Source organism: Pseudomonas syringae group sp. 243L2 (assembly GCF_032587875.1).
Classification (GTDB): domain Bacteria; phylum Pseudomonadota; class Gammaproteobacteria; order Pseudomonadales; family Pseudomonadaceae; genus Aquipseudomonas; species Aquipseudomonas amygdali.
On record NZ_JAWHPL010000031.1, the window covers coordinates 78904 to 104901 of the forward strand.

Annotated in this window: 26 protein-coding genes and 1 riboswitch; of the genes, 21 read left to right on the plus strand and 5 right to left on the minus strand. The window is 61.1% G+C overall.

The window, feature by feature from the left end; translation table 11 throughout:
• Positions 1–114: 114 nt before the first annotated feature.
• From cysM to RYB66_RS20365, 5 genes are all read left to right on the plus strand, one after another.
• On the plus strand, positions 115–1017 hold the full coding sequence (gene cysM, locus RYB66_RS20345) for a cysteine synthase CysM (RefSeq protein ID WP_002554618.1): 903 nt from the start codon (positions 115–117) through the stop codon (positions 1015–1017).
• Entirely contained in the window at positions 1017–2372 is a 1356-nt protein-coding gene (gene rlmD / locus RYB66_RS20350) for a 23S rRNA (uracil(1939)-C(5))-methyltransferase RlmD (RefSeq protein WP_122258346.1), read from the plus strand. The genes cysM and rlmD overlap by 1 nt, the downstream gene beginning before the upstream one ends.
• A 156-nt stretch (positions 2373–2528) precedes the next feature.
• On the plus strand, positions 2529–4772 hold the full coding sequence (gene relA / locus RYB66_RS20355) for a GTP diphosphokinase (protein WP_004657204.1): 2244 nt from the start codon (positions 2529–2531) through the stop codon (positions 4770–4772).
• A 27-nt stretch (positions 4773–4799) separates the two neighbouring features.
• Positions 4800–5633: a nucleoside triphosphate pyrophosphohydrolase gene (gene mazG / locus RYB66_RS20360; RefSeq protein WP_316895295.1), complete on the plus strand. Its 834-nt coding sequence runs from the start codon at positions 4800–4802 to the stop codon at positions 5631–5633.
• Positions 5634–5663: 30 nt separating this feature from the next.
• Positions 5664–6203 carry a DUF2058 domain-containing protein gene (locus tag RYB66_RS20365; protein ID WP_316895297.1) on the plus strand — a complete coding sequence of 180 codons (540 nt, stop codon included), beginning with the start codon at positions 5664–5666 and terminating at the stop codon, positions 6201–6203.
• An 83-nt stretch (positions 6204–6286) separates the two neighbouring features.
• Here RYB66_RS20365 and RYB66_RS20370 read toward each other — a convergent pair whose 3' ends face one another.
• The 4 genes from RYB66_RS20370 to purM all read right to left on the minus strand — a co-directional run bounded on the left by RYB66_RS20370 (position 6287) and on the right by purM (position 9397).
• On the minus strand, positions 6287–6466 hold the full coding sequence (locus tag RYB66_RS20370; protein ID WP_002554613.1) for a hypothetical protein: 180 nt from the start codon (positions 6464–6466) through the stop codon (positions 6287–6289).
• Between the two features lie 500 nt (positions 6467–6966).
• Positions 6967–7680, minus strand: coding sequence for a DUF3108 domain-containing protein (locus tag RYB66_RS20375; protein ID WP_004665988.1), 714 nt, complete (start codon positions 7678–7680; stop codon positions 6967–6969).
• Between the two features lie 8 nt (positions 7681–7688).
• Positions 7689–8339 (minus strand): phosphoribosylglycinamide formyltransferase, encoded by a 651-nt coding sequence (purN, locus tag RYB66_RS20380; RefSeq protein ID WP_005783262.1) that lies wholly within the window; start codon positions 8337–8339, stop codon positions 7689–7691.
• Positions 8339–9397 carry a phosphoribosylformylglycinamidine cyclo-ligase gene (gene purM / locus RYB66_RS20385; RefSeq protein ID WP_016982705.1) on the minus strand — a complete coding sequence of 353 codons (1059 nt, stop codon included), beginning with the start codon at positions 9395–9397 and terminating at the stop codon, positions 8339–8341. Before purM ends, purN begins: the two co-directional genes overlap by 1 nt.
• A gap of 341 nt (positions 9398–9738) precedes the next feature.
• Between purM and RYB66_RS20390 the strand changes: the two genes are divergently transcribed.
• The 6 genes from RYB66_RS20390 (at position 9739) to RYB66_RS20415 (ending at position 15062) form a co-directional block, all read left to right on the plus strand.
• On the plus strand, positions 9739–10836 hold the full coding sequence (locus RYB66_RS20390; protein ID WP_016982703.1) for a DUF2066 domain-containing protein: 1098 nt from the start codon (positions 9739–9741) through the stop codon (positions 10834–10836).
• Between the two features lie 38 nt (positions 10837–10874).
• Complete coding sequence (locus RYB66_RS20395; protein WP_316895299.1) at positions 10875–11948, plus strand: AI-2E family transporter; 1074 nt, start codon at positions 10875–10877, stop codon at positions 11946–11948.
• A gap of 217 nt (positions 11949–12165) precedes the next feature.
• Entirely contained in the window at positions 12166–12870 is a 705-nt protein-coding gene (gene hda, locus RYB66_RS20400; RefSeq protein WP_002554607.1) for a DnaA regulatory inactivator Hda, read from the plus strand.
• A complete protein-coding gene (locus RYB66_RS20405; protein WP_316895301.1) occupies positions 12864–13628 on the plus strand; it encodes an NAD-dependent deacylase in 765 nt (254 codons plus the stop codon). The genes hda and RYB66_RS20405 overlap by 7 nt, the downstream gene beginning before the upstream one ends.
• Positions 13629–13703: 75 nt before the next feature.
• Entirely contained in the window at positions 13704–14426 is a 723-nt protein-coding gene (locus tag RYB66_RS20410) for a C40 family peptidase (protein WP_002554605.1), read from the plus strand.
• Between the two features lie 90 nt (positions 14427–14516).
• Positions 14517–15062 carry a C40 family peptidase gene (locus RYB66_RS20415; RefSeq protein WP_004657225.1) on the plus strand — a complete coding sequence of 182 codons (546 nt, stop codon included), beginning with the start codon at positions 14517–14519 and terminating at the stop codon, positions 15060–15062.
• 308 nt (positions 15063–15370) lie between these two features.
• On the opposite strand, the gene RYB66_RS20420 is transcribed toward RYB66_RS20415, so the two are convergent.
• On the minus strand, positions 15371–16699 hold the full coding sequence (locus tag RYB66_RS20420; protein ID WP_316895303.1) for a sorbosone dehydrogenase family protein: 1329 nt from the start codon (positions 16697–16699) through the stop codon (positions 15371–15373).
• 119 nt (positions 16700–16818) lie between these two features.
• Positions 16819–17033: riboswitch (cobalamin riboswitch) on the plus strand.
• A gap of 90 nt (positions 17034–17123) precedes the next feature.
• Here RYB66_RS20420 and cobO point away from each other — a divergent pair.
• The 10 genes from cobO to RYB66_RS20470 are packed head-to-tail and all read left to right on the plus strand — an operon-like array spanning position 17124 to position 25950.
• Positions 17124–17735, plus strand: a complete 612-nt coding sequence (gene cobO, locus RYB66_RS20425) for a cob(I)yrinic acid a,c-diamide adenosyltransferase (RefSeq protein ID WP_316895305.1) — start codon at positions 17124–17126, stop codon at positions 17733–17735.
• Positions 17736–17774: 39 nt separating this feature from the next.
• Positions 17775–19070, plus strand: coding sequence for a cobyrinate a,c-diamide synthase (locus tag RYB66_RS20430; RefSeq protein ID WP_004657233.1), 1296 nt, complete (start codon positions 17775–17777; stop codon positions 19068–19070).
• Entirely contained in the window at positions 19067–19717 is a 651-nt protein-coding gene (gene bluB, locus RYB66_RS20435) for a 5,6-dimethylbenzimidazole synthase (RefSeq protein ID WP_004657236.1), read from the plus strand. The genes RYB66_RS20430 and bluB overlap by 4 nt, the downstream gene beginning before the upstream one ends.
• Positions 19714–20622, plus strand: a complete 909-nt coding sequence (gene cbiB, locus RYB66_RS20440; protein WP_316895307.1) for an adenosylcobinamide-phosphate synthase CbiB — start codon at positions 19714–19716, stop codon at positions 20620–20622. Before bluB ends, cbiB begins: the two co-directional genes overlap by 4 nt.
• A complete protein-coding gene (gene cobD / locus RYB66_RS20445) occupies positions 20615–21619 on the plus strand; it encodes a threonine-phosphate decarboxylase CobD (protein WP_005782613.1) in 1005 nt (334 codons plus the stop codon). The genes cbiB and cobD overlap by 8 nt, the downstream gene beginning before the upstream one ends.
• The gene (locus RYB66_RS20450; RefSeq protein WP_316895309.1) at positions 21616–23076 is read left to right on the plus strand and encodes a cobyric acid synthase; all 1461 of its coding nucleotides are present in this window, start codon (positions 21616–21618) and stop codon (positions 23074–23076) included. Before cobD ends, RYB66_RS20450 begins: the two co-directional genes overlap by 4 nt.
• 1 nt (position 23077) lies before the next feature.
• Positions 23078–23599, plus strand: a complete 522-nt coding sequence (gene cobU, locus RYB66_RS20455) for a bifunctional adenosylcobinamide kinase/adenosylcobinamide-phosphate guanylyltransferase (RefSeq protein ID WP_054078258.1) — start codon at positions 23078–23080, stop codon at positions 23597–23599.
• Positions 23596–24648 (plus strand): nicotinate-nucleotide--dimethylbenzimidazole phosphoribosyltransferase, encoded by a 1053-nt coding sequence (gene cobT / locus RYB66_RS20460; protein WP_316895311.1) that lies wholly within the window; start codon positions 23596–23598, stop codon positions 24646–24648. Before cobU ends, cobT begins: the two co-directional genes overlap by 4 nt.
• Positions 24645–25217, plus strand: a complete 573-nt coding sequence (gene cobC, locus RYB66_RS20465) for an alpha-ribazole phosphatase family protein (protein WP_316895313.1) — start codon at positions 24645–24647, stop codon at positions 25215–25217. The genes cobT and cobC overlap by 4 nt, the downstream gene beginning before the upstream one ends.
• A gap of 1 nt (position 25218) precedes the next feature.
• Positions 25219–25950, plus strand: a complete 732-nt coding sequence (locus RYB66_RS20470) for an adenosylcobinamide-GDP ribazoletransferase (protein WP_316895315.1) — start codon at positions 25219–25221, stop codon at positions 25948–25950.
• Positions 25951–25998 lie beyond the last annotated feature (48 nt).

Sequence of the window (25998 nt, forward strand, 5' to 3'; positions counted from 1 at the left end):
GGAAAAAACAGTGTTTATTCTTTTTGGGAATAAACAGCGCACTTTGCGTGATATGGGCTTTGGCCGTTTGCCGTTATGATAGGCACCCCCCGCAGTCTGGATTGCGAAGACGCCATGACCCTGCAGTATCAAACCATTGCCGATTGCGTCGGCAACACTCCGCTGGTGCGTCTGCAACGCATGGCGGGTAATACCAGCAATACCCTCCTGTTGAAGCTTGAAGGTAATAACCCCGCTGGCTCGGTAAAAGACCGTCCGGCCCTGTCGATGATCACCCGTGCCGAGTTGCGCGGCCAGATCCATCCGGGTGACACGCTGATCGAAGCGACTTCCGGCAATACCGGGATTGCACTGGCCATGGCCGCAGCGATAAAGGGTTACCGGATGATTCTGATCATGCCGGACAACTCCAGTGCCGAACGCAAGGCCGCAATGACCGCCTACGGTGCCGAGCTGATCTCGGTCAGCAAGGACGAGGGCATGGAAGGCGCCCGTGATCTTGCCGAGCGCATGCAGGCCGAAGGCCGCGGCAAGGTGCTCGATCAGTTCGCCAATGGCGACAATCCCGAGGCGCATTACACGTCCACCGGTCCGGAAATCTGGCGGCAGACGGGGGGTACCGTGACCCATTTCGTCAGCTCGATGGGCACCACCGGCACCATCATGGGCACCTCACGCTACCTCAAGGAGCAAAATCCCGAGGTGCAGATCGTCGGTCTGCAACCGATGGAGGGCGCTTCGATCCCCGGTATTCGCCGCTGGCCGCATGAATACCTGCCGAAGATTTACCAGTCGGACCGCGTCGATCGCATTATCGACATGGGCCAGACCGAGGCCGAAGACACCATGCGCCGACTGGCGCGCGAAGAAGGCATCTTCTGTGGCGTGTCGTCCGGCGGCTCGGTCGCTGGAGCACTGCGCATTTCCCGTGAAGTCGAAAATGCCGTGATTGTGGCGATCATCTGTGACCGAGGCGACCGCTACCTGTCGACCGGCATCTACGATTCGCCCAACTGATGGCCAAGCATGAACGAGGTCTGCGCTTTCAGCCCACGGGCGGCGTCAAGACCGTGCAGATTCCTGCCGGTAAAAAACAGCGGCTGACTATCGAGCGCCTGTCCGATGACGGTCGCGGTATCGCTTTTCTCGACGGCAAGACCTGGTTTGTCGCCGGCAGTCTGGCGGGCGAGGAGGTCGAGGCGCGAGTGCTCAATGCGCGCGGCAAGGTTGTCGAGGCGCGCACCGAGCGGGTCTTCACCGCCAGCACCATGCGTCGCGCTCCGGCCTGTGAGTATTTCGGTCGCTGCGGCGGCTGCAGTGTTCAGCATGTGCCCCACGAAGAACAGCTTGCCCTGAAACAGCGCATGCTTGCCGAGCAACTGTTGCGGGTGGCGAACGTGGTGCCGGATGAATGGGCTGCGCCGTTGAGCGGTGCCGAGCTGGCCTATCGTCGACGCGCGCGGGTCGCGGTTCGCTGGGATGCCAAGGCCAAAAGGCTGGACGTGGGGTTCCGCGCAGCCGCCAGTCAGGACATCGTCAGCATCGAACACTGTCCGGTGCTGGTACAGGCCTTGCAACCCATCATGAATGAGTTGCCTGGCATGCTGAAAAACTTCAGCAAACCGCAGGCGCTGGGTCACGTCGAGTTGTTCAGTGGGGTTGCGACTGCCGTGTTGTTGCGCCACACCGCGCCGCTTGCCGAGGCCGACCTGGCGCTGTTGCAGGCGTTTTGCTCCAAGCACGGCGCGCAGCTCTGGCTGCACGGCGAGGGCGAGCCCCAACCGGCCAGCCCCGGCGATACGCTGGGTTACCGGCTGGAGCCGTGGAACCTGCAACTGGCCTGGCGACCGGGAGATTTCATTCAGGTCAACGCGGCGGTTAACACCGCGATGATCGAGCAGGCTCTGCAATGGCTGGCGCCTGCCAAAGATGAACGGGTAATGGACCTGTTTTGCGGTCTGGGCAATTTTGCCTTGCCACTGGCGGGTCTGGCGAAGGAAGTGGTGGCGGTCGAAGGCGTTGCGACCATGGTCGAGCGTGCAGCCGTCAACGCAATGAGTAATGATCTGCACAATGTGCAGTTTTTTCAGGCGGATCTTTCCCAGCCGCTGACACACGCCGACTGGGCGGCGGAAGGGTTTTCTGCGGTACTCTTGGACCCACCGCGTGACGGGGCCTTTGAAGTGGTTCGCCAGATCAGAAAAACGGGTGCCCGGCGACTGCTTTATGTTTCATGCAACCCGGCAACTTTGGCTCGTGACACGGTCGAACTGATCAGTCAGGGCTACCGATTAAAACGTGCCGGAATCCTCGATATGTTTCCACAGACGGCGCATGTCGAGGCGATGGCTTTATTTGAAATGAGTAAGTGAGCAGCGTTCACTGGATCGAGGTCGCTGCTGACAGGGAACCTCATTTAATCCGACTGGCCCGCGAATGCCGGTCCTTGCTTGCCCGGCAAGTGGCATTCGCTCAGAAGGCTGGCGACTGATGGCGCTATTCATCGCGCCGTAGGGAAGGTAAGCAGCATGGTACAGGTGAGAGCGAACCAGCCGATAAACACAGACGGCAGTATCAATCTCGACGCGTGGCTCGATCATATTGTCAGCGTCGACCTGGTCCTGGACCGGGAAGTCATGAAACAGGCCTGTGAGTTTGCCCGGCAAGCCGAGCAGAACGACAAGGCCCACAAGAATCACTGGGCAGAGGGCACCTCCAGTTTCCAGACCGGTCTGGAAATCGCGGAGATCCTGGCTGACCTCAAGCTGGATCAGGACTCGCTGGTTGCGGCGGTCATTTACCGCGGCGTGCGTGAAGGTGTCATCCCTTTGCCGGAGGTCGAGCAGCGTTTCGGCGCGACGGTCGCCAAACTGATCGACGGCGTGCTGCGCATGGCCGCGATCAGCGCCAGTCTCAGCCCTCGTCAATCCCTGGTGCTGGGCAGTCAGGCGCAGGTCGAAAACCTGCGCAAGATGCTCGTGGCGATGGTCGACGACGTTCGCGTTGCGCTGATCAAACTGGCCGAGCGCACTTGCGCGATTCGTGCGGTAAAGAACGCCGACGACGAGAAACGCAACCGTGTGGCCCGGGAAGTCTTCGACATCTACGCGCCGCTGGCCCATCGTCTGGGTATCGGGCATATCAAGTGGGAGCTGGAAGACCTGTCTTTCCGCTACCTGGAGCCTGATCAGTACAAGCAGATCGCCAAGCTGCTGCACGAGCGCCGGCTGGACCGAGAGCGCTTCATCAGCGATGTCATGTCCCAGCTCGACAACGAACTGCAAGCCACCGGCGTGACGGCTGACATCAGTGGCCGAGCCAAACATATCTATTCCATCTGGCGCAAAATGCAGCGCAAAGGCCTGGCATTCAGCCAGATCTATGACGTGCGCGCGTTGCGTGTACTGGTCCCGGAAATGCGCGATTGCTATACCGCGCTGGGCATTGTGCACACCTTGTGGCGGCATATTCCCAAAGAGTTCGACGATTACATCGCCAACCCCAAGGAAAACGGCTATCGCTCGCTGCACACAGCGGTCATCGGGCCGGAAGGCAAGGTGCTGGAAGTGCAGATCCGCACCCACGCCATGCACGAAGAGGCCGAACTGGGCGTTTGCGCGCACTGGCGCTATAAAGGCACCGACGTCAAATCCGGCTCCAATCATTACGAAGAGAAAATTTCCTGGCTGCGTCAGGTACTTGAGTGGCATGAAGAGCTGGGTGACATCGGTGGCCTGGCAGATCAGCTGCGGGTTGATATCGAGCCTGACCGGGTCTACGTCTTCACCCCTGATGGCCACGCCATCGACCTGCCCAAGGGCGCGACACCGCTGGACTTTGCCTATCGGGTGCACACCGAAATCGGCCATAACTGCCGTGGTGCGAAGATCAACGGCCGCATCGTACCGCTCAACTACAGCCTGCAGACCGGCGAGCAGGTCGAGATCATCACCAGCAAGCACGGCACGCCGAGCCGTGACTGGCTGAACTCCAACCTCGGTTACATCACGACCTCGCGGGCGCGCGCCAAGATTGTTCACTGGTTCAAATTGCAGGCCCGCGACCAGAACGTTGCGGCCGGTAAAACCCTTATCGAACGCGAACTGGCGCGCCTGGCATTGCCGCAGGTCGACTTCGACAAGCTGGCGGACAAGGCCAACCACAAGACCGCCGACGACATGTTTGCCGCCCTGGGCGCGGGTGATCTGCGTCTGGCGCAACTGGTCAATCTGGCTCAGCAGCAGGTTGAACCTGATCGCGTCAATGAACAGCTGGAACTGATCCCGCGCAAAGCTACGGGCTACAAGCCTGGCAAGCGTGGCGATATTCAGATTCAGGGCGTTGGCAACCTGATGACACAGATGGCCGGTTGCTGCCAGCCGCTGCCGGGCGATGCGATTGTCGGTTACATCACCCAGGGCCGTGGCGTCAGCATTCACCGTCAGGATTGCGCTTCGGTGCTGCAACTGGGTGGTCGCGAGCCCGAGCGGATCATTCAGGTCAGCTGGGGGCCGGTGCCGGTGCTCACGTATCCGGTGGACATCATCATTCGCGCCTACGACCGTTCCGGCCTGCTGCGTGACGTCACCCAGGTGCTGCTCAACGAGCGTATCAACGTACTGGCGGTCAACACCCGCTCGAACAAGGAAGACAACACAGCGCTCATGTCGCTGACCATCGAGATTCCGGGCCTGGACGCACTGGGGCGGTTGTTGGGGCGCATTTCCCAGTTGCCGAACATTATCGAAACACGCAGGAACAGGACGCCATAAGCGTTGCCTGCGCTCACAGGGAGCCCCATGTATACAGTTCAAGACCTGCTGAACCTCATGGCCCGGCTGCGTGATCCGCAGTCTGGTTGCCCGTGGGACCTGAAGCAGACCTACGCCAGCATCGTGCCGCATACGCTGGAAGAAGCCTACGAAGTGGCCGATGCCATCGAGCAGGGCGACCTCGACCATCTGAAGGGTGAGCTGGGAGACCTGCTGTTTCAGGTGGTCTTCTATGCCCAGTTGGCCAAGGAAGAAGGCCGGTTTGAATTCGACGACGTCATCGACGGCATTACCCGCAAGTTGCTGCGTCGCCATCCGCACGTGTTTCCGACCGGCGAGTTGTACGCGTCGGCGGAAACGCCGCGCCTGACCGACGAGCAGGTCAACCAGCGTTGGGACGAAATCAAGGCCGAGGAGCGTGCCGAAAAGTCTGGCGCGCCCGAGCAGTTGTCGTTGCTCGATGACGTGCCGGTGGCCTTGCCTGCGTTGAGTCGTGCCGCCAAACTGCAGAAGCGTGCTTCGCAGGTCGGCTTCGACTGGCCTGCAGCGTTGCCGGTGGTCGACAAGGTGCGTGAAGAACTCGATGAAATTCTTGAAGCCATGGTCGACAATGACGCCGAAGGCATTGCCGAGGAAGTCGGCGATTTGCTGTTCAGCGTCGTCAACCTGGCCCGGCACCTTAAAGTCGACCCGGAAACTGCGCTACGCTCGGCCAATAGCAAGTTCGACAGACGCTTCCGATTCATTGAACAGGCATTGCGCCACATCCAGCGTCCTATCGAAGAGTGCTCGCTCGAAGAAATGGACGCATTGTGGGGCGAAGCCAAACGTCAGGAAAAGAGCACGCCCGGCTGCGGCTGAGTGTGCGGTAACGGTATAAGTGAGTAGACAATGAGCCTTTCCCTTCGCGATCAGTTGCTCAAGGCAGGTCTGGTCAACCAAAAGCAGGCCAAGCAGGTCGGCAAAGAAAAGCAGAAAGAGCAGCGTCTGGTGCACAAGGGTCAGGCGCAGGCCGATGACTCGCAAAAGCGTGCGGCTCAGGAAGCGATGGCCGAGAAGGCCAAGCGTGACCAGGATCTCAACCGTCAGCAGCAGGAGAAGGTCGAGCAGAAGGCCCGCGCCGCTCAGGTCAAGCAACTGATCGAGGTGTCGCGTCTGCCCAAGCTGATTACCGAGGATTACTACAACTTCGTTGACGACAAGAAGGTCAAGCGGATCTCGGTCAACGCGTTGGTGCGCAACAAGCTCAGCAGCGGTTCGCTGGCCATCGTTCACCATGGCGGCGGTTACGAGATCATTCCGCGTGAGGCAGCGCTGAAGATCCAGGAGCGCGACCCGCGCCGTATCGTGTTGCTCAACACCCCGACCGAAGCGCCGGATGCCGACGATCCGTACGCTGCGTATCAGGTGCCTGACGACCTGATGTGGTAACGCGCTGACCGGTCAAAACAAAACCCGCATTCAGCGGGTTTTGTCGTTTATTGTTCTGGGGTTTTCTGGCTCAGGGAAGTTGCTTAGTGGTTGCCCTGGCTTTCCAGTGCTTCCAGCTCTTCCTTATAGCGTAGAGCATCGGACTCTACGTGAAACATGCCTACAAGTTGGTCCTGTTGATGCACGTCCCAGATCTGGATGCCGTCGGCAACGGCTTCGTGAGAGAGGTGGGCGTCGTCGCGTTCAGTAACTCTGACAGTCATAGTAGTAAGCTCCTGACTTTGGTGGCCTGAGTGGTTAGGCCTCTGGATACTGCGGCGATGTGTCGCAGGACTCTTTTATAGAATTTGTTAGCTGCCTAAGTAAATAGCCTGTTCAGGTTCCCGAGTGAGCAAAAAATGGTCGTTTGCCTACAGCCCTTACATGGCGAGGCTTGCAGCTTGGTTGCGGCAAAGTGAAGGATTTTTCATGTGCCTTTAGCGGTGCAAAAAGATGACGCGGAGCGTCAAGAACGGCATTCCCACGCGGAGCGTAGGGAACGATAGGTGTCCGTATAGCGCGAGGTTCGGCGTCGGGGCATTCCCACCCGGAGCGTAGGGCGCGCCAGGTGTCCGGGAGAGCACCGCCACTATCGTGCGACGCTCTGCGTCGGCATGCAGTTCTGGACGCTCTGCGTCCTCTTGTTTGCAGCCAATAACTTGTTTGCAGCCAATAAAAAGCCCCGCTAATAAGCGGGGCTCTGTATGGCAAGCGGTCAGGGCAATCAGCTGCCTTTGACGGCCTTACCGTTCACGGTGCCGTCGAGCAGCACGATGTTGTATTCCTTACCGTCGGTTTCGACCTGTTGCAGGCGCACTAGCAGGTAATCCCAGTCCTTGGCGAACCACAGCACGGTGGTGCGCTTGCTTTGCGTCGGGTCACGCACGCGCTCGACCTTGATCGCATCGACCTGGCCAGTCTTGGTGGTAACCTTTTCCGAGCCCAGTACGCGGAAGTCGTAGGTGTCTACTTCATCACCGTCGACCACCTGGTAGCTCATGCTCTTCTTGCCATCAGCGATGTCGTGTTGCAACGCCAGCTGATACGTGGACTTGTCGAGGATGCCGCGGTTGAGCGGCAGCTTGATCGCATCGCCACGGTCGGTGCCGGTGACGAACTTGGTGTTCCAGTCGAACGCCAGATCAACCTTTTTGGATTTGCCCAGGCCGCTGCGTTCGAAGCTGTAGGTCTGTGGCAGCAAGGTTTCCTTGTCGACCTTCAGCGTGCTGACTTCAGTCAGGCTGGCAATCATCATCGATGCCTTGAAGCTCAGGGTCCAGGTGCCATTGGCACCGGCTTCCAGGCTGCGTTCAGCGGTGCCACTCATGGGCAGCTGTTTCCAGTCGGCGGTGTAGCTGGCGGAGAAAGGTTGAAGGTCTGCGGCCTGTACGGCAGGCAAGGCGAGCAGAGCGAAAGCGAAGAGCAGAGCGCGACGCATAGTATCTCCTAATGTCGAATCAGATGGCCGCTGGCCGGGAGTAACTGGCTATCGAGTAACGCACCTTGTTCACCAAGGCTCAGTCGGCCCTCGGCAAACCAGCGAATGGCCAGTGGGTAAATACGGTGCTCTTGAACATGAACCCGTTGCGCGAGCGTTGTGGGCGTGTCGTGCAACTGTACCGAAATAACTGCCTGTACGACCAGTGGGCCGCCATCGAGTTCCTCGGTGACGAAATGCACGCTGCAGCCATGCTCGGCGTCACCAGCCTCCAGAGCACGCTTGTGCGTGTGCAAGCCTTTGTAACGCGGCAGCAGGGAAGGGTGAATATTCAGAAGGCGACCATGGAAATGGCGCACGAAGCCTGCGCTGAGAATGCGCATGAACCCGGCCAGTACTACCAACTGTGGCTGGAAAGTGTCGATCAGTTCGATCAGCGCTGCATCGAAGGCTTCGCGGCCTTCATAAGCAGTGTGATCCAGCACGCAGGCTTCGATGCCCGCATCCCTGGCGCGCTGCAGGCCGAACGCATCGGCGCGGTTGGAAATCACCGCGCGGATGCGGACCGGGCTGGACCCGTCCTTGAAACTGTCGATCATCGCTTGCAGGTTGCCGCCGGTGCCGGACAGCAGCACCACGACATCGCAGGTGGCTGGCATCAATGCGCCTTGAGGTTTTTCAGCTCGACTTGTGCTGCACCTTCGGCAGCGGTAGCGATCTGACCGATCACCCATGGCTGCTCGCCAGCTTCGCGCAGAACCTTCAACGCGGCTTCAACGTGTTCCTGAGCAACGCAGATGACCATGCCCACGCCGCAGTTCAGCACGCGGTGCATTTCGTTTTCTGCGACGTTGCCTTGCTGCTGCAGCCAGTCGAACACGGCCGGACGCTGCCAGCTGGCAACATCGACAACGGCCTGAGCGCCCTGCGGCAGAACACGCGGGATGTTGTCGAGCAGGCCGCCACCGGTGATGTGGGCCATGGCCTTGACCGCGCCGGTTTCCTTGATCAGCTTGAGCAGCGGCTTGACGTAGATGCGGGTTGGCGCCATCAGCAGCTCGGTCAATGGCTTGCCGTCCAGCTGGATGCTTTCGATATCGGCATCGGCCACTTCGATGATCTTGCGGATCAGCGAATAACCGTTGGAGTGCGGGCCGGACGATGGCAGGGCCAGCAGGGCATCACCGGCAGCGACTTTCGAACCGTCAATGATCTCGGCCTTTTCCACGACGCCGACGCAGAAGCCAGCCAGGTCGTAGTCTTCGCCTTCGTACATGCCCGGCATTTCAGCGGTTTCGCCGCCGACCAGCGAGCAGCCAGCCAGTTCGCAGCCAGCGCCGATGCCGGTGACGACCTGGGCAGCGGTGTCGACGTTCAGTTTGCCGGTGGCATAGTAATCAAGGAAGAACAAAGGCTCTGCGCCGCAGACCACCAGATCGTTGACGCACATGGCGACCAGATCGATACCGATGGTGTCGTGCTTGTTCAGGTTCAGGGCCAGACGCAGCTTGGTGCCCACGCCGTCGGTGCCGGAAACCAGGACCGGTTGCTTGTAGCCGGCCGGGATTTCGCAGAGGGCGCCGAAGCCTCCCAGGCCGCCCATGACTTCCGGACGCTTGGTGCGCTTGGCGACGCTCTTGATGCGTTCGACCAATGCTTCACCGGCGTCGATGTCTACACCGGCGTCTTTATAGCTCAGGGAGGGTTGCTTGCTCATAAAAAATCCAGGCCTTTAGGGGGGATTCGGAGGTATCGACCGCTGCGTTGGGACCCGTTCAGCACCGCGCTGTCATGCGATGGTAATGTTGGGCCGTGGCGATTGCCGGTCTGCGAAGGCGCGCGATTTTATCAGGCTTGCTCCCCAGGGGCCATCCTTGCGCCGACAACAGGGCGGTGTTGCGCCAAATAAACCTGATCCGGCGTCTCCCGTCAGTGCGAGTGCCGCCGTTTAAGGTGTACTTTATGCGCAAATTGAATGATTGGTGGTTCAAGGCTGTCCCAGACTTGTACTCCTCCTGAAACAGCTTCTTTTTACTTTTTTCCGTTCGGGAACTGTCCATGCGTTTTTCCAGAGTTCTTCTAGTCGGCTGTCTGTCCCTGATCAGCCTCCCCAGCCTTGCCGAAACGGTCAGCAACCTTTATCAGGTCCGCGAGCCGGTGACTGGTCAGTCGCCCGATGAGCGCACACGGGCCACCCAGGCCGCGGTCGAAACGCTGGTGCTGCGCCTGACCGGTGACGCCAAGGCTGCGCAGGGTTCGGCCATCGCCGCGCTGCGCAAAGATCCGCAGCAAATCATCAGCCAGTACGGCTACGAGGCCGGTCCGCCGGAAACCCTGCTGGTGGACTTCGATCCGGCGACCACCGACCGTGCGTTGCGTGATGCCGGCCTGTCGATCTGGGGCAGCAATCGCCCGTCGATCCTCGGCTGGTGGCTGAACGACTCGGTCGAAGGCTCGAATCTGGTCGGTGACGGTCAGGCCGCTGCTGAACCACTGCGCCGGGCTGCGCAACACCGCGGTTTGCCGTTGCGTTTACCGCTGGCTGATTTGAGCGAGCAGGGCATCGGTAACGCCAAGACACTGGAAGGCACTGATGCCGCACCGCTCAAGGAAGCCTCCGAGCGTTACGGTGCTGACGCGATACTGGCGGTGCACGCCAAGGAAGACGCAGGCCAGTGGCAGGGCAAATGGCGCTTGTGGCTGGGCGATCAGCGCGAGCAGGGCACTGCGACCGGGGCTACTTCCGAAGCCTTGGCAGACGCTGTGCTGCTGTCGGTCAGCCAGCGTCTGGCCCCACGTTTCGTCGCCAAGCCCGGTGCCTCGACGGGCCTGTTGGTGCAGGTTCAGGGCATGACACTGGAGCGCTATGCACAACTGCTTCAGTTACTTGATCCGTTCGGCGTGCGTCTGAGTTCTGTTGACGGCGATAAGGTGGTGTTTGAGGTCAGTGGCAGCACCGATCAGCTACGCTCGCAGTTGTCGCTGGCCAAATTGCAGGAAGTGCCCGCAGCCGAGGCAGCCGCCGCCGCAACACCGCCTGCTGCGCCTGTCGATGCGACTGCGCCGGTTGCGCCAGCCAATGGGGCTGCTTCGGCACCTGCGCCCGCAGCGATGATTGTTCCGGCGTCTGCACCACAGCTTTATTTCCGCTGGTAAACCGGCAAAGCGCTTTTCCATTGGGTTGAGGGATGTTGATGACTGATACACGGCGTTGGTTCTGGATCGGCGGCCTGGCCTTGCTGGTCGCATTCGTGGTGCTGTTGCACACGATCCTCACCCCTTTTCTGGTGGCGCTGCTGCTGGCCTACATGGGCGATCCACTGGTGGATCGTCTGGAGCGCGCGGGGCTGTCCAGAACCTTGAGCGTGGTGGCGGTGTTCGGTCTGTTCACGCTGGTGCTGATGGCCTTGCTGCTGGTGCTGGTGCCGATGCTGGCCAAGCAGTTGTTTCGTCTCTATGAGCTGGCCCCGCAGATCCTCGACTGGCTGCAACACTCGGCGTTGCCGTGGGTGCAGGCCAAGTTCGGTCTGGCAGACGGGTTCTGGAAGTTCGACAAGATCAAGGCAGCCATCTCCGAGCACATGGGGCAGGCTGGGGATATCGTCTCTGTGGTGCTGTCTCAGGCTACGGCGTCGAGCCTGGCGCTGATCGGCTGGCTGACCAATCTGGTGCTGATCCCGGTGGTGTGTTTCTACCTGTTGCGTGACTGGGACATCATGACCGGCAAGATCCGCGGTCTGCTGCCGCGTCAGCGTGAAGGTCAAATCGTCAAGCTGGCGGGCGAGTGCCATGAGGTGCTGGGCGCGTTCATACGCGGGCAATTGCTGGTCATGGTCGGTCTCGGGGTGATCTACGCGGCCGGTCTGATGCTGGTCGGGCTGGAACTGGGCCTGTTGATCGGGGTGATCGCCGGTCTGGCAGCCATCGTGCCTTATATGGGCTTTGTGATCGGCATTGGTTCGGCGCTGGTCGCCGGGTTGTTCCAGTTTGGCGGCGACCTGTACCCGATGATGGGGATTGTTGCGGTGTTCATGATCGGTCAGGCCCTCGAAGGGATGGTGCTGACGCCATTGCTGGTAGGGGATCGCATCGGTCTGCACCCGGTGGCGGTGATCTTCGCGATTCTGGCGGGTGGCGAGCTGTTCGGTTTCACCGGCATTCTGCTGGCGTTGCCGGTCGCTGCAGTGATCATGGTGCTGGTGCGCCACATGCACGACGTTTATAAAGACTCGGAAATCTATGCAGGTGCGGAAAATCCCGAGCTGTAAGGGCATCGCACGCCTCTTCACTGCCCGGTGAAGAGGCTTGTGCAGGCAATGCATGCATCACCTCAAAACGCCCTTTCTCGACCCGCGCTTTACGCACCCTGACGCAAACCTTTGATTTTGCTTGAGGTCTGTCGCATTGTGCGACCCGCTTCACGGGTATAAACTTTGCGCTCTTTACACAGAGGCCCTTGACGGTTTGCATGAGCCGTTAGTCAGCATGAAACCGATTCAGCTGCCCCTGAGTGTGCGTCTGCGTGATGACGCCACTTTCGTCAATTACTATCCAGGCGCCAATGCCGCTGCACTCGGCTATGTCGAGCGGCTGTGCGAAGCCGACGCTGGCTGGACCGAAAGCCTCATCTATCTGTGGGGCAAGGATGGAGTAGGGCGCACGCACCTGCTTCAGGCTGCGTGCCTGCGTTTCGAGCAGCTGGGCGAACCTGCGGTGTATCTGCCGCTTGCCGAAGTTATCGATGAAGGTATCGAGCTGTTCGACCATCTTGAACAGTACGAACTGGTGTGCCTGGATGACCTGCAAGCCATTGTCGGCAAGCCGGAGTGGGAAGAAGCCCTGTTTCACCTGTTCAACCGTTTGCGTGACAGCGGGCGTCGTCTGCTCATTGCAGCGTCCAAATCGCCCCGCGAACTGCCGGTCAAACTTCCCGATCTGAAATCCCGTCTGACCATGGCTCTGGTATTCCAGATGCGTGGCCTGTCCGACGAAGACAAACTGCGCGCGCTGCAACTGCGTGCGTCACGGCGCGGCCTGCACCTCACCGATGAGGTAGGCCATTTCATTTTGACGCGTGGTACGCGCAGCATGAGCGCTCTGTTCGAATTGCTTGAGCGCCTTGATCAAGCGTCACTCCAGGAAAAGCGCAAGCTGACCATTCCCTTCCTTAAAGAGACGCTGGGGTGGTAGATCAGGCGCTGTTGATGCAAACGGCGGCAGCCTTGCGCCATGCACAACGGATTCTGGTGATCACCGGGGCAGGCCTGTCGGCTGATTCGGGCCTGCCGACCTATCGCGGCGTCGGCGGGCTGTACAACGGCAAGACCGACGACGGCCTGCCTATAGAGATGGCCTTGTCCGGGCCGATGCTGCGCAGTGACCCCGAGCTGTGCTGGAAATACATCGCCGAGCTGGGCAAGGCCTGTCTGAGAGGTGAGCCCAACGTCGCGCATTACGCCATCGCCCAGTTGCAGCGCATCAAACCCGAGTGCTGGGTGCTGACCCAGAACGTCGACGGCTATCACCGCGCCGCTGGCAGCCCACCGGAACGCCTGATCGAAATTCACGGGCAGCTCTCGCCACTGTTTTGCCAATCCTGTGGCGCTGAAGATCCGCAATTGAGTGAGCACTTGCAGCGTCCTTTGCCCCCTTTATGCCCGGCATGTAGTGGCGTTATGCGACCGCCCGTCGTTCTTTTTCAGGAAATGCTCCCTGAAAAGGCACTGGAAACACTGTATGAACAACTGGCTAAAGGCTATGACGCAGTCCTGAGTATTGGTACCACGGCAAGCTTCCCCTACATTCACGAACCTGTCATTCGCACCAGAGTTTCCGGGGGTTTTACGGCGGAAATCAATCCGCAGCCGACCGATCACAGCGCACAGATGGACGTCTTTTTGCAGTGCCGGGCAGCACATGTCATGGCGGAACTCATAAGTCACATCTAGTTCGATTGAATTTGCAAATCACCTTCATAAAAGGCATAGTCTCGCCATCTTAACTAGTCAGCCACGGTTGTGCCCATGCAGGTTGTTCGCTTCGCACCCCTCGTGCCTCTCGCACTCGTTACATTCCTCTTCGGTTGCTCGGCCAATATGCCGGTCGCACAGCAAGAACAGGCTCAGCCCGTTGCGCGTTATCAGAGCGCGGCAAACGCTCAGTCCGCAGCACGTCGCGCCGACGCCGCGGCCTTGCAGGACGAGATTGCCACCGAAGACGAGCTTGCTCACTTCGCCGACAACAAGTCCTACCAGCTGCCGGTTCTGGCCGACAGTATCCTGGAACGTGGCAAATCCCTGATCGGCACTCGTTACAAGTTCGGCGGCACATCGACTTCCTCGGGTTTCGATTGCAGCGGCTTCATTGGCTACCTGTTTCGCGAAGAGGCTGGTATGAGCCTGCCGCGTTCCACGCGTGAAATGATCAACGTTGACGCACCGCTGGTATCGCGTAAAAACCTTCAGCCTGGCGATGTGCTGTTCTTCAGTACCCGTGGCCGTGGTCGCGTAAGCCATGCAGCGATCTACGCCGGTAACCAGCAGTTCATTCACTCCAGCAGCCGTCGCAGTGGCGGTGTACGCATCGACAGCCTCGATGACGCCTACTGGAGCAAGACCTTTATCGAGGCCAAGCGGCCTCTGGCAATGGCACCGGGTACAGTCGCGGTGAAGTCGACACCTGATGCCACGCAGACAACGGCGATGACTTCGACTACAGTCAAGACCGCGCCAAAGCGGCGTAAATAAAATAGAACGTGCAGAACAAGACCTTCGGGTCTTTCTGCGTTTTTGAGCTTCTCGGCAGCGTAAGCCGCATCCGGATAGGTTGTTGTGGTTATGTCGATTGCGTTGCGCCTGATAGTTATTTCTGTTGCTGCGTTACTGGGTGCCTGCGCCAGTGCGCCGCCACCGCCCAAAGCACCCCGGGTCGTTCAGCGTCCGGTGGTCACTGCTCCCCCTCAGATTCTTTCTCCGGCTGCCGAAGACGTGCTGTTTCGTGCGTTGGGGCTGGTTGGCACGCCTTATCGCTGGGGTGGCAACACGCCTGACTCCGGTTTTGATTGCAGCGGTCTTATAGGTTATGTCTATCGTGATGCCGCGGGCATTTCCCTGCCGCGTTCCACGCGCGAGATGATCGTGATGGGTGCGCCGAATATCCGTCGCGAGCAATTGCAGTCAGGAGATCTGGTGTTCTTCGCCACCTCGGGCGGCTCGCAGGTGTCCCACGCGGGCATCTACGTCGGCGAAGGCCGCTTCGTACATGCCCCGGCCAGCGGCGGCACGGTCAAGCTCGACAGCCTCGACAAGCCTTACTGGCAGAAAGCCTACCTCAACGCCAAGCGCGTCATTCAGCCGTCCAGTCTGGCGCAGATTCGGCCATAGCGCGTCGCCTGCTCGCGGTCTGACCAGAACTTATCGTGCGGCGCTCCGCGTCGCATGCCTTTCCGGACGCTCTGCGTCCTCTTGCGACGCGGAGCGTCGAGAACTGCATTCCCACGCTGGAGCGTGCGGAACGATAACTCGACTGCCGTACGGCGCTCTGCGTCGACATGCCTTTCCAGGCGTGCGGAACGATCATCGCAACTATCGTGCGACGCGGAGCGTCGAGACCTGCATTCCCACGCTGGAGCGTAGGGAACGATAATCTCAACTAACGTACGACGCTCTGCGTCAACCCTCTACGCTCAGCGTTATTGAGCTGCCTTGGCCGAGGTCACGCGCCAGATTTTGTTGCCGACATCATCTGCCACCAGCAAGCCGCCGCGCTGATCATTGACCACGCCAACCGGGCGGCCCATGGCTTTTTCGTCTTTGTTGAGGAAACCGGTCAGCACATCGACCGGAGCACCGTTGGGCTTGCCGCCGCTGAAGGGCACGAACACCACTTTATAGCCGCTGTGCGGTTTGCGATTCCATGAGCCGTGCTGGCCAATGAACAGGCCTTCGTTGAACGGCGCCGCCAGCGTCTTGCCATCGGCGAATACCAACCCTAACGAGGCCGTATGCGGGCCGACTGCGTAATCCGGTGCGATGGCCTTGGCGACCAGTGCCGGGTTCTGCGGTTTGACGCGCTCGTCGACATGCTGGCCGTAGTAGCTGTAGGGCCAGCCGTAGAAAGCGCCATCCTGCACCGAGGTCACGTAGTCTGGCACCAGGTCGCTGCCGATTTCGTCACGCTCGTTGACCGCCGTCCACAGCTTGCCGGTTTTGGGTTCCCAGTCCATGCCGTTGGGGTTGCGAAGGCCCGAGGCAAAAATGCGTTGATTGCCGGTGGCAGCGTCCACTTCCCAGATGGCTGCACGACCTTCTTCCTTGTCCATGCCGTTCTCGGCCACGTTGCTGTTGGAGCCCACTGTGACGTACAGCTTGCTGCCATCCTTGCTGGCGATGACGTTTTTGGTCCAGTGATGGTTGAGCGTGCCGCCCGGCAGGTCGACCACTTTGGTCGGCTGCGCGCTGATCGAGGTCTGGCCCGCTTCATACGGGAAGCTGATCAGGCGGTCGGTGTCGGCGACATAGAGCTTGTTGCCCACTAGCGTCATGCCAAACGGCGAATTGAGGTTTTGCAGGAACACGGTGCGGGTCTCTGCGACGCCGTCCTTGTCCATGTCGCGCAGCAGAGTAATGCGGTTGGCGCTTGGCACGCCCGCACCGGCGCGGCCCATGACTTTTTCCATTACCCAGCCGCGAATACCCTTGGAATCATCCGGTTTGGCCGGCGAATTGGTTTCCGCCACCAACACGTCGCCATTGGGCAATACATACAGCCAGCGCGGGTGGTCGAGGTTTTCGGCGAACGCTGCCACTTGTGTGCCCGGCGCGGCGACCGGTTTTGCGCCTTTTTCCCAGCCTACGGCAGGGGCGATGTTGACGGTCGGGATCAGCGTCTTGTTAGGCTCCGGCAGTTTGGGCGAGGGGCCTGTTCCATCCGAGACTTGCAGGGTCGAAGACTCGCCGCAGGCAGCGAGGCCACCGGCAACCAGAAGCAACACTGCGTAGTGGGGTCTGAGTCTGAACATGGTGAATCTCCATAAACAAGGGCGTGGTCCGATAATTGATAGAGGCACTGCGAACCGTCTGGGTTCAATCACGTTTCACAGCGTCGGTGTCGATTGACGCTCCCAGCCCAACCCTCTACCCTTCGCGGTTTGTTTCAGGTGCTCTGCAATCCTTGATTGGCAGGGTGAAACAGGGAAGCCGGTGTGGATCAATCGATCCGATCCCGGCGCTGCCCCCGCAACGGTAAATGAGTCAAGGCTGTGCCTGACGCCACTGTGTTTCGACATGGGAAGGCGCGCAGCCGGGGTAACCCGCTCATGAGCCCGGAGACCGGCCTGAACCACTCAATGGCATCACGGAGGGTGATGCTCTGTGCAGGGCGTTGCCGTGCTGTCCAGTGCTGTCCTTCCGTCTGTTGTCGACTGCCACGAGCGGAGAACCCGGATGAACGAATCCCCCGAACGCGACGAACGCCATCTTGCGCGCATGCTGCGCAAGAAAGCCGTGATGGACGAGCGCATTGCCAGCTCACCCAACGAGTGCGGCCTGCTGCTGGTCTTGACCGGCAACGGCAAAGGCAAGAGCAGCTCGGCATTCGGCATGCTTGCCAGGGCCATGGGCCACGACATGCAGTGCGGCGTGGTGCAGTTCATCAAGGGCCGCAACAGCACTGGCGAAGAAATGTTTTTCCGCCGTTTCCCCGAGCAGGTGCGCTATCACGTGATGGGCGAGGGCTTCACCTGGGAAACCCAGGATCGCCAGCGTGACATTGCCGCTGCCGAAGCCGCCTGGGCCGTGTCTCAGGAAATGCTTCGCGACCCGGCCATTGGTCTGGTGGTGCTCGACGAACTGAACATTGCCCTCAAGCATGGTTACCTCGACCTTGAACAGGTGCTGAGTGACCTGCAGGCCCGCCCACCTATGCAGCATGTGCTGGTGACCGGCCGCGGTGCCAAACCCGAATTGATCGACCTGGCTGATACGGTTTCCGATATCGGCGTGGTCAAGCATGCGTTCCAGGCCGGTATCCGTGCGCAGAAAGGTATCGAGCTGTGAATAATCCTTTATTGGGCGCACTGCAATGAGAGCACTGCAATGAGAGCTCCGCGCGATTGCCCGGCGGTTTTGATCGCCGCGCCTGCCTCCGGGCAAGGCAAGACTACCGTCACCGCGGCACTGGCACGTTTGCACCGCAACCAGGGCCGCAAGGTCCGGGTGTTCAAGTGCGGGCCGGATTTTCTCGACCCGATGATTCTCGAGCGGGCCAGCGGCGCACCGGTCTACCAGCTGGACATGTGGATGGTCGGTGCCGACGAAAGCCGTCGCCTGTTGTGGGAAGCCGCAGATGAGGCTGACCTGATCCTGATCGAAGGCGTCATGGGGTTGTTCGACGGCACACCGTCCAGCGCTGATCTGGCCCGCCACTTTGGCGTACCGGTGTTGGGGGTGATCGACGGCACGGCGATGGCGCAGACGTTTGGCGCGCTGGCGCTCGGGCTGGCGCGTTATCAGCCGGATCTGCCGTTTGCCGGCGTGCTGGCCAATCGGGTTGGCACGGTACGCCACGCGCAGTTGCTGGAAAACAGTCTGACCGAAGGCCTGCGCTGGTATGGCGCACTGTCCCGGGAAGTCGGTTTCGAATTGCCCAGCCGCCATCTGGGGCTGGTCCAGGCCAGCGAACTCAATGATCTGGATGTGCGGCTGGACATGGCTGCCGCCGCGCTGGCCAGCACCTGCGAAGTGGCCTTGCCGCCAGCCGTAACCTTTACCGCGCCCGACCCGGTTCAGGTCGAGCCGCTGCTCAGCGGTGTGCGCATCGCCATTGCCCGCGACGAGGCCTTTGCCTTTCTGTACGGCGCAAGCCTGGACCTGCTGCGAAACATGGGCGCAGAGCTGAGTTTCTTCTCGCCGATCCATGATCGTGAGCTGCCCGACGCCGACAGCCTGTACCTGCCGGGTGGCTACCCGGAGTTGCACCACGTTGCTTTGGCGGAAAACCTGACGATGCAGGCATCGATCAGGGCGCACCATATCGCTGGCAAGCCGATTCTGGCCGAGTGCGGCGGCATGCTTTATTTACTCGAAGCCCTGACCGATGTGGAGGGCGTGCGCGCCGAACTGGTCGGCTTGCTGTCCGGTGAGGCGGTCATGCAGAAGCGTCTGGCGGCGCTGGCCTTGCAAGCGGTTGAGCTGCCCGAGGGTACGTTGCACGGTCACACGTATCACCATTCGCTGACCAGCACCGAGTTGCAGCCGATTGCCCGTGGCGTGAGCCCCAACGGCGGGCGTGGCGCAGAGGCAGTCTACCGCCTGGGTCGTCTGACCGCGTCCTACGTGCATTTCTATTTCCCTTCCTGCCCTCAGGCGATTGCGGCGCTGTTCAAACCATGACCGAACAAGCGTTCAGCCCTGAAGAGCGGGCTGCGGTGTACCGGGCCATCGCCGAGCGTCGCGACATGCGCCACTTCGTCGGCGGTACGGTGGCGCCCGAGTTGCTGGCGCGCTTGCTGGAAGCCGCACACCAGGCACCCAGTGTCGGGCTGATGCAGCCGTGGCGCTTCATTCGCATCAGCGATCCGGCGTTGCGCGGAAAAATGCAGGCGCAGGTAGAAGATGAACGTATCCGCACTGCCCAGGCACTGGGCGAGCGCACCGACGAGTTCATGAAACTCAAGGTCGAAGGAATCAATGACTGCGCAGAGGTGTTGGTCGCCGCACTGATGGAAGGCCGTGAACAGCATATTTTCGGCCGCCGCACCTTGCCGGAAATGGACATGGCATCGCTGTCCTGCGCGATCCAGAACCTGTGGCTGGCATCGCGTGCCGAGGGGCTGGGCATGGGCTGGGTGTCGCTGTTCGACCCCGAGGCATTGGCCGAACTGCTGGGCATGCCTGACGGCGCGAAGCCGCTGGCGATCATTTGCCTGGGGCCGGTCAAGGAATTCTATCCTGCGCCAATGCTGGTGATGGAAGGCTGGGCGCAGGCGCGTCCGCTGCACGAGCTGCTGTACGAGAATCAATGGGGAGTGAATCAATGAGTGTGGCGCTGTTGAGCGTCGCCGGGGTCGCACTGGATGCGCTGCTCGGTGAGCCAAAACGATGGCATCCGCTGGTAGCGTTCGGCAACTTCGCCAATCGGGTCGAGCAGCGTTTCAACAGCGGTGGCCGTGGCTGGCGCAGTCATGGCGTTACCGCCTGGGTTATCACCGTAATGCCGTTGACGCTGCTGGCCACGCTACTGAGCTGGTTGCCCGGTATTGGCTGGCTGGTCGAGGTTCTGGCGCTGTATTGCGCGCTGGGCATGCGCAGCCTGGGCGAACATGTTCAGCCGGTGGCGCAAGCGTTGCGCAGTGACGATCTGGTCGAGGCACGCCAGCGGGTCGGTTATCTGGTCAGTCGCCAGACCAGCGAACTGGATGCCACCGAAGTGGCCCGCGCAGCTACCGAATCAGTGCTGGAGAACGGCAGTGATGCGGTGTTCGCCGCGCTGTTCTGGTTTGTCGTGGCCGGTGCGCCCGGCGTGGTGCTGTACCGGCTGAGCAACACGCTGGACGCCATGTGGGGCTACCGCAACGAGCGCTTCGAGCGTTTCGGCTGGGCTGCGGCAAGGATCGACGATGTGCTCAACTACCTTCCTGCACGCCTTGTGGCATTGACTTACGCCTTGCTGGGCAAGACCCGGCTGGCGCTGCGCTGCTGGCGTACGCAGGCCCCGGCCTGGGACAGTCCGAATGCAGGTCCGGTGATGGCCGCTGGCGCGGGTGCGCTGGGTGTCGAACTGGGCGGGGCGGCGATCTATCACGGCGAGCTGCATCAGCGTCCGCAATTGGGTGAAGGTGCACCTGCCGATGCAGACTCCATTGATCGCGGCTGGCAACTGGTGCAGCGCGGCGTCTGGTTGTGGTTGCTGGTCATATGCGTGGTAGCTGAATTCTATGCTTGAGCACGGCGGTCGGTTGCGCGCCGCAGCGCAGCATTACGGTATCGAACTGGCTGACTGGCTGGACCTGTCCACGGGCATTGCACCCTGGTCGTGGCCCATCCCGGAGATTCCGACGCGTGCATGGGCGCGTTTGCCCGAGACCGATGATGGCCTGGAAGCAGCGGCCTGCCGCTATTACGGCGTACCTCGCTTATTGCCGGTGTCCGGCTCGCAGGCCGCGATTCAAGCGTTACCGCGGGTACGCAGCGGAGGTCGGGTTGGCGTGCTGTCGCCCTGCTACGCCGAGCATGCACATGCATGGCGCAAGAACGGCTTCGTGGTCCGCGAGATAGGCGAGCAGGAGGTCGAATACTTTCTCGACTCTCTTGATGTGCTGGTGGTGGTCAATCCGAACAATCCGACCGGCCTGCACCTGAGCGCCGAGCGCCTGCTGGAGTGGCATGCACGACTGGCCGAGCGCGGTGGCTGGCTGGTCGTCGATGAGGCGTTCATGGATAACACGCCGGGCCTGAGCCTGGCTGCCGAAACGTGGCGCACCGGGCTGATTGTGCTGCGCTCGTTCGGCAAGTTTTTTGGCCTGGCCGGTGTCAGGCTCGGTTTTGTCATGGCCGAGCCGGTATTGCTGAGGATGCTGGCGCAGGAAATCGGCCCATGGTCGGTCAGCGGGCCAACACGAATCATCGGTCAGGTGTGCCTCAATGATCAGGAAGGGCACGCCCGTCAGCGTCAACGCAGCGAGCAGGCTCGCGAGCGTCTGGTGGCTTTGCTCGACCAGTACGGGCTGAGCCCGCAGGGCGGCTGTGCGCTGTTTCAGTGGCGGTTGACCCCTGAAGCGCAAACGCTCTATGAGTTCTGTGCGCGACGTGGCGTATTGTTGCGTCTTTTCAAGGGCGGCACACCCGAGTCCGCCAGCCTGCGCTTCGGTCTGCCCCGCGACGAGGCCGACTGGCTGCGTTTGCACACTGTTCTGCTTGAATACCGCAAGGAATACCCATGACCACGCTGATGGTACAAGGCACCACCTCCGACGCCGGCAAAAGCACACTGGTGACGGCACTGTGCCGCTGGCTGACCCGACAGGGCGTCAAGGTCGTGCCATTCAAACCGCAGAACATGGCGCTCAACAGCGCTGTAACGGCGGACGGCGGCGAAATCGGCCGCGCCCAGGCGGTGCAGGCGCAGGCGTGCTTTCTGGAGCCGCACACCGACATGAACCCGGTGCTGCTCAAGCCCAACAGTGATACCGGTGCGCAGGTGATCATTCACGGCCGCGCCGTCACTACCATGAATGCGGTGGCTTACCACGGCTATAAAGAGATCGCCATGCAGGCGGTGCTGGAGTCGCATCAGCGGTTGGGGGAAAGCTACCCGGTGATCATGGTAGAAGGCGCGGGCTCTCCGGCCGAGATCAACCTGCGCGCCAACGATATCGCCAACATGGGCTTTGCCGAGGCGGTCGACTGCCCGGTGCTATTGATTGCCGACATCAATCGCGGCGGAGTCTTTGCCCATCTGGTCGGCACGCTAGAGTTGCTGTCGCCCAGCGAACAGGCGCGGGTCAAGGGGTTCATCATCAATCGTTTTCGCGGCGACATCGCCTTGCTGCAGCCAGGCCTGGACTGGCTGGAGGCGCGCACCGGCAAACCGGTGGTTGGCGTGTTGCCTTATGTGATGGACCTTCACCTGGAGGCCGAAGACGGTCTCGATCAGCGTCAGACCGACAAGGTCGAGCATGTGCTGAACGTGGTGGTCCCGGTGCTGCCTCGCATCAGTAATCACACTGATTTCGACCCGCTGCGCCTGCACCCTCAGGTCAATCTGCAGTTCATCGGTCCCGGCCAGGCGATTCCTCCTGCGGACCTGATCATTCTGCCCGGCTCGAAAAGCGTGCGCAGCGATCTGAACTACCTGCGTAACAGTGGCTGGGACACCGCCATCGAGCGGCATTTGCGTTATGGCGGCAAGCTGATGGGGATCTGCGGCGGCCTGCAAATGCTCGGTGAGCAGGTGCACGATCCTCTCGGGCTGGAAGGCGCAGCCGGGTCCAGCGCCGGGTTTGGCCTACTGGCAATGAGCACGGTGCTGGAAGCGGAAAAGCAACTGCGCAATGTGCGCGGTCGTCTGACCCTGGAAGACGCCGAGGTCAGCGGCTACGAAATTCATGCCGGGGTAACGACAGGGCCGGCGCTGGAGCAGGCTGCCGTGCAACTGGACGACGGGCGTTGCGATGGCGCGCAGAGTGTCGACGGGCAGGTGCTCGGGACTTACCTGCACGGCCTGTTCGAATCACCTGCGGCCTGTAGCGCGTTACTGCGCTGGGCGGGATTGGCGAACGTGCAGTCCGTCGACTATCACGCCCTGCGCGAGCGCGACATAGAACGTCTGGCGGACCTGGTGGAAAAACACCTGGACGGCCAGCTGCTTCGCGAATTGTGCGGTCTGGGGGCAAACTGAAATGCTGCAACTAATCCTTGGCGGTGCACGTTCCGGCAAGAGTCGCCTGGCTGAGAAACTGGCTGCCGACTCAGCGCTGAAGGTGATCTACATCGCCACTAGCCAGCCTCTCGATGGCGAAATGAACCAGCGCGTGGCCAGCCATCGCGCCCGTCGCCCCGAGCACTGGGGGCTGGTCGAAGAACCGCTCGAGCTGGCGCGGGTGCTGCGCGAAAATGCGGCGCCCGATTGCTGCCTGCTAGTCGATTGCCTGACCCTCTGGCTGACCAATCTGCTGATGCTCGACAACCCCGAGCGCCTGCTTCAAGAACGTGAATCCCTGCTCGACAGCCTTGCCGGGCTGCCGGGTGAAATCATTTTTGTCAGCAACGAAACCGGGCTTGGCGTCGTGCCGCTCGGCGAACTGACCCGTCGCTATGTCGATGAAGCCGGCCTGTTGCATCAGGCGCTGGCCGAGCGTTGCCAGCGTGTCGTGTTGACCGTTGCCGGCTTGCCCCTGACGTTGAAAGGAACCGCGCTATGAGTAATTCCTGGTGGCTCAAGCCTGCACAGGCCATTGATGTACCGATGCGCGAGGCGGCACTGGCCCGTCAGCAACAGTTGACCAAGCCGGCGGGTTCGCTGGCACAACTGGAGCGTCTGGCGGTACAGCTTGCCGGCCTGCAAGGGCGCGAGCGTCCGGCTGCCGACAAATTGTGGATCGCGATCTTTGCCGGCGATCATGGTGTGGTGGCCGAAGGTGTATCGGCCTATCCACAGGAAGTCACCGGCCAGATGCTGCATAACTTCGTCAACGGTGGCGCAGCGATCAGCGTGCTGGCGCGCCAGCTCTCGGCGCAGCTGGACGTGGTGGATCTGGGTACCGTGGCGCCTCTGGATTTGCCGGGCGTGCGTCATTTGCGCATCGGCGCGGGCACCGCCAATTTCGCCCACGGGCCAGCCATGAGCGCCGAACAGGGGCTTGCTGCTCTACAGGCCGGGCGCGACAGCGTGTTGCGCGCCAAGGCGATCGGCACCGAGCTGTTTATCGGTGGCGAGATGGGCATCGGCAATACCACGGCGGCCAGCGCCGTCGCCTGCTCGGTGCTGGAATGTGCCGCGCCGTTGCTGGTCGGTCCCGGCACCGGGCTGAACGCCGAGGGCATCGAGCACAAGACCCGTGTCATCGAACGCGCACTGGCGCTGCATGCCGAGCAGGCGGGCGACCCGCTGCATAGCCTGTTCTGCCTAGGTGGTTTCGAGATTGCCGCGCTGACTGGCGCTTATCTGGCCTGTGCGCAGGAAGGCATCGTGGCGCTGGTCGACGGTTTCATTTGCAGCGTGGCCGCGTTGGTGGCGGTGCGCCTGAATCCGTCTTGCCGCAACTGGCTGTTGTTCGGCCACCGTGGCGCCGAACCGGGCCACCGGCACTTGCTGGAAACGCTACAGGCCGAACCGCTGCTGGACCTCGGCTTGCGTCTGGGCGAGGGCAGTGGCGCAGCGTTGGCGGTGCCGTTGGTGCGTCTGGCCTGTGAGTTGCACAACGGCATGGCAACGTTTGCCGAAGCGGCAGTGGCGGATCGCCCCGCATGACCTTGCGTCTGGACTTGCTGCGTCATGGCGAAACAGAGCTGGGCGGTGGTCTGCGCGGCAGCCTCGACGATGCTCTGACCGAACTCGGCTGGCAGCAGATGCGTGCGGCAGTGGCCGATGGCGGTCCCTGGGAACGGATTGTCAGCTCGCCTTTGCAGCGCTGTGCACGTTTTTCCGAAGAGCTGGCGCAGCGCCTGTCGCTGCCCATGCAACTGGAGCCTGGTTTGCAGGAGCTGCATTTCGGCGACTGGGAAGGCCACAGCCCTGCGCAGCTCATGGAAACCGATGCCGAAGGCTTGGGCCTGTTCTGGGCCGATCCCTACGCCTTCACGCCGCCCAATGGCGAGCCAGTGATCGATTTTTCGACACGGGTGCTGAATGCGGTGGCGCGTCTGCATAAGGTGTATGCCGATGAACGCGTGTTACTGGTCAGTCACGGTGGTGTGATGCGTCTGCTGCTGGCGCAGGCGCGTGGGCTGCCGCGCGAGCAACTGTTGCAGGTAGTGGTCGGCCATGGCGCACTGCTGTCGATTCAGGTCGCTGTTGATGGCGTAATCACGGAGGTCTGAGATGCTGCCGTTCTGGATCGCCTTGCAATTTCTCGGCAGCCTGCCCATTCGTCTGCCCGGCATGCCGCGCCCGGAAGAGCTTGGGCGTTCGTTGTTGTTCTACCCGCTGGTAGGCGTGGTGTTCGGCATGCTGCTGCTGAGTTTCAGCGCGCTACTCAGTGGTACGCCGCTCATGCTGCATGCCGCGTTGGTACTCAGCGCCTGGGTGCTGCTCAGTGGCGGCTTGCATCTGGACGGTCTGGCCGACAGTGCCGACGCCTGGCTGGGCGGTTTTGGTGATCGCGAACGTACCTTGCAGATCATGAAGGACCCGCGTAGCGGGCCGATTGCCGTGGTCACGCTGGTGCTGGTGCTGCTGCTCAAATTTGCAGCGATTCTGGCGCTGATCGAAAGTCACAGCAGTATCGGGCTGCTGTTGGCGCCGCTGATCGGACGCGCTGCCATGCTTGGGCTGTTTCTGGGCACACCATATGTGCGTTCCGGGGGATTGGGGCAGGCGCTCGCCGATCACCTGCCGCGTGGCCCTGGACGCAAGGTTTTGGCCGCCACTGCCATTGCGTGCGTGCTGCTCGCCGGCTGGTCAGGGGTAGCTGTATTGCTGGTCTGCGCCGTTTGTTTCTTCTGGCTGCGGCAGTTGATGATGCGCCGTCTGGGCGGCTGCACCGGCGATACGGCCGGGGCATTGCTCGAGCTGCTGGAATTGGCGGTGCTGCTGACGCTGGCGCTGCTTTGAGACCCTGCACAACGCTTTGTTGACAGCTTTTACCGGCAGCGCGTAGCT

Coding starts and splice junctions, on each gene's coding strand:
- cbiB (WP_316895307.1), top strand. CDS start 19,714: ATGAGTGTGGCGCTGTTGAGCGTCGCCGGGGTCGCACTGGATGCGCTG.
- RYB66_RS20395 (WP_316895299.1), top strand. CDS start 10,875: ATGACTGATACACGGCGTTGGTTCTGGATCGGCGGCCTGGCCTTGCTG.
- RYB66_RS20430 (WP_004657233.1), top strand. CDS start 17,775: ATGAGAGCTCCGCGCGATTGCCCGGCGGTTTTGATCGCCGCGCCTGCC.
- hda (WP_002554607.1), top strand. CDS start 12,166: ATGAAACCGATTCAGCTGCCCCTGAGTGTGCGTCTGCGTGATGACGCC.
- cysM (WP_002554618.1), top strand. CDS start 115: ATGACCCTGCAGTATCAAACCATTGCCGATTGCGTCGGCAACACTCCG.
- relA (WP_004657204.1), top strand. CDS start 2,529: ATGGTACAGGTGAGAGCGAACCAGCCGATAAACACAGACGGCAGTATC.
- RYB66_RS20410 (WP_002554605.1), top strand. CDS start 13,704: ATGCAGGTTGTTCGCTTCGCACCCCTCGTGCCTCTCGCACTCGTTACA.
- cobU (WP_054078258.1), top strand. CDS start 23,078: ATGCTGCAACTAATCCTTGGCGGTGCACGTTCCGGCAAGAGTCGCCTG.
- cobD (WP_005782613.1), top strand. CDS start 20,615: ATGCTTGAGCACGGCGGTCGGTTGCGCGCCGCAGCGCAGCATTACGGT.
- purN (WP_005783262.1), bottom strand. CDS start 8,339: ATGCCAGCCACCTGCGATGTCGTGGTGCTGCTGTCCGGCACCGGCGGC.
- RYB66_RS20470 (WP_316895315.1), top strand. CDS start 25,219: ATGCTGCCGTTCTGGATCGCCTTGCAATTTCTCGGCAGCCTGCCCATT.
- RYB66_RS20450 (WP_316895309.1), top strand. CDS start 21,616: ATGACCACGCTGATGGTACAAGGCACCACCTCCGACGCCGGCAAAAGC.
- cobO (WP_316895305.1), top strand. CDS start 17,124: ATGAACGAATCCCCCGAACGCGACGAACGCCATCTTGCGCGCATGCTG.
- RYB66_RS20420 (WP_316895303.1), bottom strand. CDS start 16,699: ATGTTCAGACTCAGACCCCACTACGCAGTGTTGCTTCTGGTTGCCGGT.
- mazG (WP_316895295.1), top strand. CDS start 4,800: ATGTATACAGTTCAAGACCTGCTGAACCTCATGGCCCGGCTGCGTGAT.
- RYB66_RS20390 (WP_016982703.1), top strand. CDS start 9,739: ATGCGTTTTTCCAGAGTTCTTCTAGTCGGCTGTCTGTCCCTGATCAGC.
- RYB66_RS20375 (WP_004665988.1), bottom strand. CDS start 7,680: ATGCGTCGCGCTCTGCTCTTCGCTTTCGCTCTGCTCGCCTTGCCTGCC.
- RYB66_RS20415 (WP_004657225.1), top strand. CDS start 14,517: ATGTCGATTGCGTTGCGCCTGATAGTTATTTCTGTTGCTGCGTTACTG.
- cobT (WP_316895311.1), top strand. CDS start 23,596: ATGAGTAATTCCTGGTGGCTCAAGCCTGCACAGGCCATTGATGTACCG.
- RYB66_RS20365 (WP_316895297.1), top strand. CDS start 5,664: ATGAGCCTTTCCCTTCGCGATCAGTTGCTCAAGGCAGGTCTGGTCAAC.
- cobC (WP_316895313.1), top strand. CDS start 24,645: ATGACCTTGCGTCTGGACTTGCTGCGTCATGGCGAAACAGAGCTGGGC.
- bluB (WP_004657236.1), top strand. CDS start 19,067: ATGACCGAACAAGCGTTCAGCCCTGAAGAGCGGGCTGCGGTGTACCGG.
- rlmD (WP_122258346.1), top strand. CDS start 1,017: ATGGCCAAGCATGAACGAGGTCTGCGCTTTCAGCCCACGGGCGGCGTC.
- RYB66_RS20370 (WP_002554613.1), bottom strand. CDS start 6,466: ATGACTGTCAGAGTTACTGAACGCGACGACGCCCACCTCTCTCACGAA.
- purM (WP_016982705.1), bottom strand. CDS start 9,397: ATGAGCAAGCAACCCTCCCTGAGCTATAAAGACGCCGGTGTAGACATC.